Source organism: Komagataeibacter sp. FXV3 (assembly GCF_015155755.1).
GTDB lineage: Bacteria > Pseudomonadota > Alphaproteobacteria > Acetobacterales > Acetobacteraceae > Komagataeibacter.
In genome coordinates this window covers 1-6577 of the sequence record NZ_VWPI01000144.1, presented here as the reverse complement: position 1 = coordinate 6577, position 6577 = coordinate 1, and the positions used below count along the sequence as shown (strand labels likewise).

Genomic DNA, 6577 nt, shown 5'->3' with positions numbered 1-6577 from the left:
GCTTCATGTAATCCTGACCTGAAAGCTGCGACATGCGGGGGCTTGACCGGGGAGGTATTCAGGCCAAGCCTAGAGCCATGTCAACATCCACATCCATAGCGGATGCCCTGACGGGCATCCATGCCCGCATCGCCGCCAGCGCACAGGCGGCGGGCCGCGACCCTTCCGCCATCGAACTCGTGGCCGTTTCCAAGTTCCATCCACAGGCCAGCGTCATCGCGGCGCTGGAGGCAGGACAGCGGATATTCGGTGAAAACCGCGTGCAGGAAGCGGTCGCGAAATTCCCTGACCTGCGCGAACGCTGGCCCGACCTGCGGCTGCACATCATCGGTGGCCTGCAGACCAACAAGGCGCTGGAGGCCGTCAGGATCGCGGACATGATCGAAAGCCTTGACCGCCCTTCCCTGTCGGACGCGATTGCACGCGCGGGGGAGAAGGCAGGCCGCCTGCCCGACCTGCTGGTACAGGTGAACACGGGCGACGAGACCCAGAAATCGGGCGTGAAGCTGGAAGAAGCCGATGCCTTCATCACCGCCAGCATGATGCGCTTTGGCGACAGGGTGCGTGGTCTCATGTGCATTCCGCCACACGATCAGGACCCGACACCGCATTTCCGGCTGCTGGCCGACATGGCGGCACGGCACGGGCTGCCGGTGGTATCCATGGGCATGTCGGCCGATTTTGAACGCGCGATTGCCTGTGGCGCCACGCTGGTACGGGTGGGCAGTGCGATTTTCGGTGCCCGTCCGGCCCATGCCTGAGCGTGCCTGAATGGCACCTGAGCGGAGACGACCCTTGCTGCGCATGGGGCAAGGCGGTAATGCCAGACTATCCGGTCGCGATGTGACGCCGGTTTTCTGTCTTCATTGCCGCGGAGCCGTCACGACATGACGCAACCCACGGGGCCTTCTGCCCCCGGATCCCCGACGACGCCGGATGGCGCAGGTCATCGCGCAACTGCCGTGGACAACAAGGCCACGACCACGCCCAAGATTACCGAATACGGCGCGGACCAGCACGAACACGCGGCCAACCCCGTGGGCTTCGCCGCCCTGCTGGGCGTGCTGGGCGTGGTGTTTGGCGATATCGGCACAAGCCCGATCTACGCCCTGCGTTCGACCATCATGGTCGTGTCGCAGCACCACAGGATCGAGCCGTGGGAGGTGCTGGGCGTCCTGAGCCTGATCATCTGGTCGCTGCTGCTGATCGTGACGGTGAAATACGTCATCCTGATCATGCGCGCCGACCATAATGGGGAGGGCGGGATCATCTCGCTCATGTCCCTTGCCCAACGCGTCGCACCCAGCAACCGGATGCGCATCGCGCTGGGCATGGTCGGCATTGGCGGGGCCTGCCTGTTCTTTGGCGATGGCATGATTACCCCCGCCATTTCCGTGCTTTCGGCGGTGGAGGGGCTGGAAGTCAGCTTCCCTGCCGCGCGTGACCTAGTCATTCCCATAGCGCTGCTGGTGCTGGTCGGGCTGTTTTCGGTCCAGTGCTATGGCACGGGCAAGGTGGGCACCGTGTTCGGGCCGGTCATGCTGGTATGGTTCAGCCTGCTGGGCATACTGGGCGGATTGCAGATCCTGCATCACCCTGCGGTGCTGCTGGCGATATCGCCCACCTATGCCGTGCAGTTCATTGTCTATCACGGGTGGCTGTCGTTCATCGCCCTTGGTTCGGTCGTGCTGTCGGTCACGGGGGCGGAGGCGCTGTATGCGGACATGGGGCATTTCGGCCGCCAGCCCATCCGCTATGCGTGGCTGTTCTGCGTGCTGCCGTGCCTTGCGCTGAATTACCTGGGCCAGGGCGCGCTGATCATTTCGGACCCCAAGGCGCTGGCCAACCCGTTCTTCCTGCTTGGCCCCCACTGGCTGCAGGTGCCGATGATCATCCTGTCCACATTCGCCACGGTCATTGCCAGCCAGGCGGGCATTTCGGGCGGGTTTTCGCTGTGCCGCCAGATCATCCAGCTGGGCTACCTGCCGCGCATGCGCGTAACCCACACCAATGCGGAGGAGGAAGGCCAGATCTACCTGCCGGAATTCAACCGTTTCCTGATGGTGGGCGCGCTGCTGCTGGTGCTGGCCTTCCGCAGTTCGGACGCGCTGGCTTCGGCCTACGGCATTGCGGTGACGGGCACGTTCATGTGCACCTGCGTGCTGGCGATGGTGGTGTTCCGCAGGCTGTATCACTGGTCGCGGCCTGCCGCGATCGCGACATTCGGCGGTTTCTTCCTGCTGGATACGACGTTCTTTGCGTCCAACGCGCTCAAGATCCCGCAGGGTGGCTGGGTGCCGGTGCTGCTGGGCATCGTGCTCACGCTCATGATGACGACGTGGAAAAAGGGCCGCCAGCTGATCATGAACCGGCAGAAGCAGGACAGCATGCCGATGAACTCGTTCCTGGCCCGCCTGCCGCAATCACGCATCATCCGCGTGCCGGGCACCGCCGTTTACATGACCGGCAACCCGGAATTCGTGCCCGCCTGCCTGCTGCATAACCTCAAGCACAACAAGGTGCTGCATGACCACGTGCTGTTCGTGACCGTGCAGACGCTGGACCAGCCCGAAGCCGACCACGGCCACCGCGTGGCGCTGCAGGAACTGGCCCCCGACATCTACCGCATCATCCTGCGCTACGGCTTCATGGAAATGCCCAACCTGCCCCGCGCGCTGGAGGACCTGAAGGCCAGCGGGCTGGATTTCGATGCGTTGCAGGCATCCTATTTCACCAGCCGCGAACTGCTTGTCCGCTCATCCGTGCCCAAGCTGTCGCGGTGGCGGATGTCGCTGTTCCTGTTCATGGCGCGCAACGCGACGCCGGCCACGGAATTCTTCCGTATTCCGCCTGACCGCGTGGTGGAGCTGGGCGTACGGCTGGCGATCTGACGTTCCTGAACAGAATGAAAGTTTTTGGGTGCCGCCTTTTTCCAAAAAAGGCGGCATTCTTTTTGAAGCTTCCTGAAAAAAGCTTCACCAAAAACGTCTGATAGTTTGCAAGGGGTTGCCTTGGCAGGGTTTTCACACACTCCCTCATCCGGCATGACCGAACCGCTGGCGCTGTATGTGCACTGGCCGTTCTGCCTGTCCAAATGCCCGTACTGCGATTTCAACAGTCATGTGCGCGATGAAATCCCCCGCACCCGCTTTGGCGCGGCCTTGCTGCGCGAACTGGCGCATGAGGCCGCGCGCATGGGCGACGACCGGGGCGAACGCCCGGCCATAGGCTCCATTTTCTTTGGTGGCGGCACGCCGTCCCTCATGGCGCCGGATACGGTGGCCGGGCTGATTGACGGTGCCCGTGACCTGTTCGGCCTGACGGATAATGTGGAAATCACGCTGGAAGCCAATCCCACCAGCGTGGAAACCGGCCGGCTGCGCGCCTTCCGTGATGCGGGCGTCAACCGCATTTCCGTGGGTATCCAGAGCCTTGATGCCGAGGCCCTGCGCTTTCTGGGCCGCGAACATGACGCGCCACAGGCCATTGCGGCGCTGGAGACGGCGCGCAGCCTGTTCGACCGGATATCATTCGACCTGATCTATGCCCGCCCGGGACAGGATGCAGCCGCATGGCGTGCCGAACTGGAGGCCGCGCTGTCGCTGGTGTCGGATCACCTGTCGCTGTACCAACTGACGATCGAGCCGGGCACGAAATTCGAAAGCCTGTACCGGCAGGGCCGCTTTCGCCTGCCCGATGGGGATGACGCGGCACGGCTGTATGAACTGACCGCCGAGGTGGCCGCCCGCCATGGACTGCTGGGGTATGAAATATCCAATTACGCCCGCCCCGGCGCTGAAAGCCGCCATAACCTGACCTACTGGCGGTATGGCGACTATCTGGGCATTGGTCCGGGGGCGCATGGGCGGCTGACCCGCAACGGCGTGACCTGTGCCACGCGCCGCCACCGCGCGCCCGAACCGTGGGCGGAACGGGTGGAACGCACCGGCACCGGCGCCCATGCAGAAGAACGGCTGGACAACCGTGACCGTGCGCGTGAAATGCTGCTGATGGGGCTGCGCCTGGCGGAGGGGATTTCCACCACGCGCTTTGCCCGCCGCACCGGCATGGCGGTGCAGGATGCAACCGATGCCGACATCATGGCGGCCGCAATCGCGGAAGACTATCTGGTCCTGGATCCCATCCACCATACCCTGCGGGCCACGGAAGCGGGCCGGCTGCGGCTGGAAAGCCTGCTGGCCGCGCTGGTGCTTTAGGAATTTTGGCAATACGATGGCTTCCCGCCATCCCAAAGCCAATAAAGCCAATGGAGTACGCCGCGTGTTTTCACCCGCCCTTTCGCTGACTGCGCGGCTTGCCGCATGCGCCACGGCCATAATGCTGGTCACCACCACCGCCTTTGCCGCCCCTGCCCCCGCGACAACGGAACCGGAACTGGTGATCGAGGATAATGATTTCCTGGGGCCGGGCGGATCGGACCAGCTTTCCATCATTCCCCTGCTGGCCAACCCGCATGTGCGCGTGCTGGGCCTTACGGTCGTGACCGGGGATGGATGGGAAAATGCCGAATCGGCCCATCTGCGCCGCCTGCTGGAAATCATGGGCCGCACCGACGTGCCCGTGGCCGATGGCGCGGTCTATCCGCTGGTGAACACGCGCGCGGAAATGAAGCTGCATGAACAGCAGTATGGCGCCATTCCATGGAAAGGCGCGTGGGGCGCGCTGGGTTCGATTGATAAGGCGCCCGATATCCAGCCCGCCATTCCGGCCATGAAGGAAGGTGCGCCCCACCTCGCCCCCGTGGCGCAGAGTGCGGCACAGTTCCTGATCGAGCAGGTGCATGCCCACCCGCATGAGGTCACGATTGTCGCCGCGGGCCCGCTGACCAATCTTGCGCTTGCGATCCGTCAGGACCCGACCTTTGCCGAGACGGCCAGGCAGCTTGTGTTCATGGGCGGCATGCTGGACACCAGCATGATGTCCATTACCGGCAATGCGGATTTTGCCTCTGATTTCAACATGATCTTTGATCCCGAAGCCGCCCATATCACCCTGACCGCGCCATGGAAGAAGATTACCGTGGTGGGCAGCGTGTCGAACGACCTCATGCTGTCGAAACAGTACCTGGCGCAGCTTACGGCAAAGAAAACGCCGCTGACCGACTATATCGGGAAATATTACGATCCCCTGCCCATGTGGGATGAAATGACGACCGCCATCGCGGCCGACCCCACGCTGGTGACATCCGCCGTGGATGCCCGCATGGATATCGACACCAGCCGTGGCCCGCATTACGGCCATGCCTTTGTCGTGCCCGACTCGCTTGCCCCGCATGACAGCCCGATACGCACCATGCATATCGTGCGCAGCATTGATGCCGACCGCTTCCGCGACACCTTCGCACGGCAGGCACTGGCCGACCTGCCGGTTCAGGGACACTGAAGGGGAGGATACGCACCCTATGCTGCACATGGTCAAACTGGCGGTTGGCATCCATTCCATCGAGGATCTGGCCGCGCGCCAGTCCCACCAGACGCCGCCGGTTGACGATCTGGACGGTACCAGTGCTGCCGGCATGCCGTGGTTCCGCACGCGCATGTATCCGCGCCGGGCTGCGGAAATACTCGATGGGGGATCGATCTACCGCGTGATCGCGGGCCGCATCCTGTGCCGCCAGCGCATTACCGCCATCCAGCCCGACACGCGCGAAGATGGCACGCCCTGCGCGCTGGTGGTCATGGCGCCCGACATCATTCCCGTCCAGCCCCGCGCCATGCGCCCGTTCCAGGGATGGCGCTACCTGCGGCCCGAAGACGCGCCGCCGGACCTGCTGGCCAACAGCCATGCGGGCGACGTGCTGCCCGAAGCCCTACGCAACGAACTGGCGGAACTGTGCCTGATCTGAACATGCCCATGACCCTTTCCTCCCTCCGGGGCATGACGCGCCTTGGCCTGCTGGCCCTGACCGGCCTTGGCCTTGCCGCCTGCGCCAGTTCAGGGGGGGGAAGTGGCAAGACGTCCCATTACAACAGCTATTACCAGGGCAAGGCCGCCTATCGCGCGCCCGGCCCCGCGACGGACCCGTGGCAGCCCTACATTGCTGATGCCTCCACCCGTTTTTCCGTGCCGCAGGAATGGATCCGCGCCGTGATCCAGAAGGAATCCGGCGGCCATGAATATATGGACGGTCACCTGACCCGTTCGGCCAGCGGGGCGATCGGGCTCATGCAGCTCATGCCGCCAACCTATGCTGACATGCAGCACCGCAACCACCTTGGTTCAGACCCGTACAACCCGCATGACAACATCCTTGCGGGCACGGCCTATATTCGTATCCTGTACGGGCTGTATGGCGCGCCGGGTTTCCTTGCGGCCTATAACGCGGGCACGCAGCGGCTGAACGACTACCTTGAAAACGGCCGGCCCCTGCCCAGCCAGACAGTGCGCTACCTGCGCATCATCACGCCCAACCTTGGCAACGAAGTCGCGCTGAGCGGGCCGCTGGCGGTTTATGGGGGCGCAGGCCAGCGCATAGCTGCCAACCCGCCTGCACTCGGCCCGGTCAATACCAAAGTCCAGCCCGACCATACCTATGTCCAGTACGCCACCCTCAACC

6 protein-coding genes are annotated in these 6577 nt (G+C 63.7%); all 6 read left to right on the top strand.

Features of this window, described 5'->3' with window-relative positions; genetic code table 11:
• Positions 1–77: 77 nt before the first annotated feature.
• The gene (locus F1542_RS13515; protein WP_193733488.1) at positions 78–761 is read left to right on the top strand and encodes a YggS family pyridoxal phosphate-dependent enzyme; all 684 of its coding nucleotides are present in this window, start codon (positions 78–80) and stop codon (positions 759–761) included.
• A 126-nt stretch (positions 762–887) separates the two neighbouring features.
• A complete protein-coding gene (locus tag F1542_RS13510) occupies positions 888–2891 on the top strand; it encodes a potassium transporter Kup (RefSeq protein WP_193733487.1) in 2004 nt (667 codons plus the stop codon).
• A 153-nt stretch (positions 2892–3044) separates the two neighbouring features.
• A complete protein-coding gene (gene hemW, locus F1542_RS13505; RefSeq protein ID WP_193733491.1) occupies positions 3045–4217 on the top strand; it encodes a radical SAM family heme chaperone HemW in 1173 nt (390 codons plus the stop codon).
• Positions 4218–4338: 121 nt separating this feature from the next.
• Entirely contained in the window at positions 4339–5403 is a 1065-nt protein-coding gene (locus tag F1542_RS13500; RefSeq protein WP_193733490.1) for a nucleoside hydrolase, read from the top strand.
• Positions 5404–5422: 19 nt separating this feature from the next.
• A complete protein-coding gene (locus F1542_RS13495; protein WP_193733486.1) occupies positions 5423–5866 on the top strand; it encodes a DUF1489 family protein in 444 nt (147 codons plus the stop codon).
• Positions 5867–5898: 32 nt separating this feature from the next.
• Positions 5899–6577: lytic transglycosylase domain-containing protein (locus F1542_RS13490; RefSeq protein ID WP_193733489.1), on the top strand; the 679-nt coding region annotated here is incomplete at its 3' end.

Bases quoted from the DNA above. Each gene is read 5' to 3' on its own strand.
- F1542_RS13510 (WP_193733487.1), top strand. From the start codon at position 888: ATGACGCAACCCACGGGGCCTTCTGCCCCCGGATCCCCGACGACGCCG.
- F1542_RS13500 (WP_193733490.1), top strand. From the start codon at position 4,339: ATGCTGGTCACCACCACCGCCTTTGCCGCCCCTGCCCCCGCGACAACG.
- F1542_RS13495 (WP_193733486.1), top strand. From the start codon at position 5,423: ATGCTGCACATGGTCAAACTGGCGGTTGGCATCCATTCCATCGAGGAT.
- F1542_RS13515 (WP_193733488.1), top strand. From the start codon at position 78: ATGTCAACATCCACATCCATAGCGGATGCCCTGACGGGCATCCATGCC.
- hemW (WP_193733491.1), top strand. From the start codon at position 3,045: ATGACCGAACCGCTGGCGCTGTATGTGCACTGGCCGTTCTGCCTGTCC.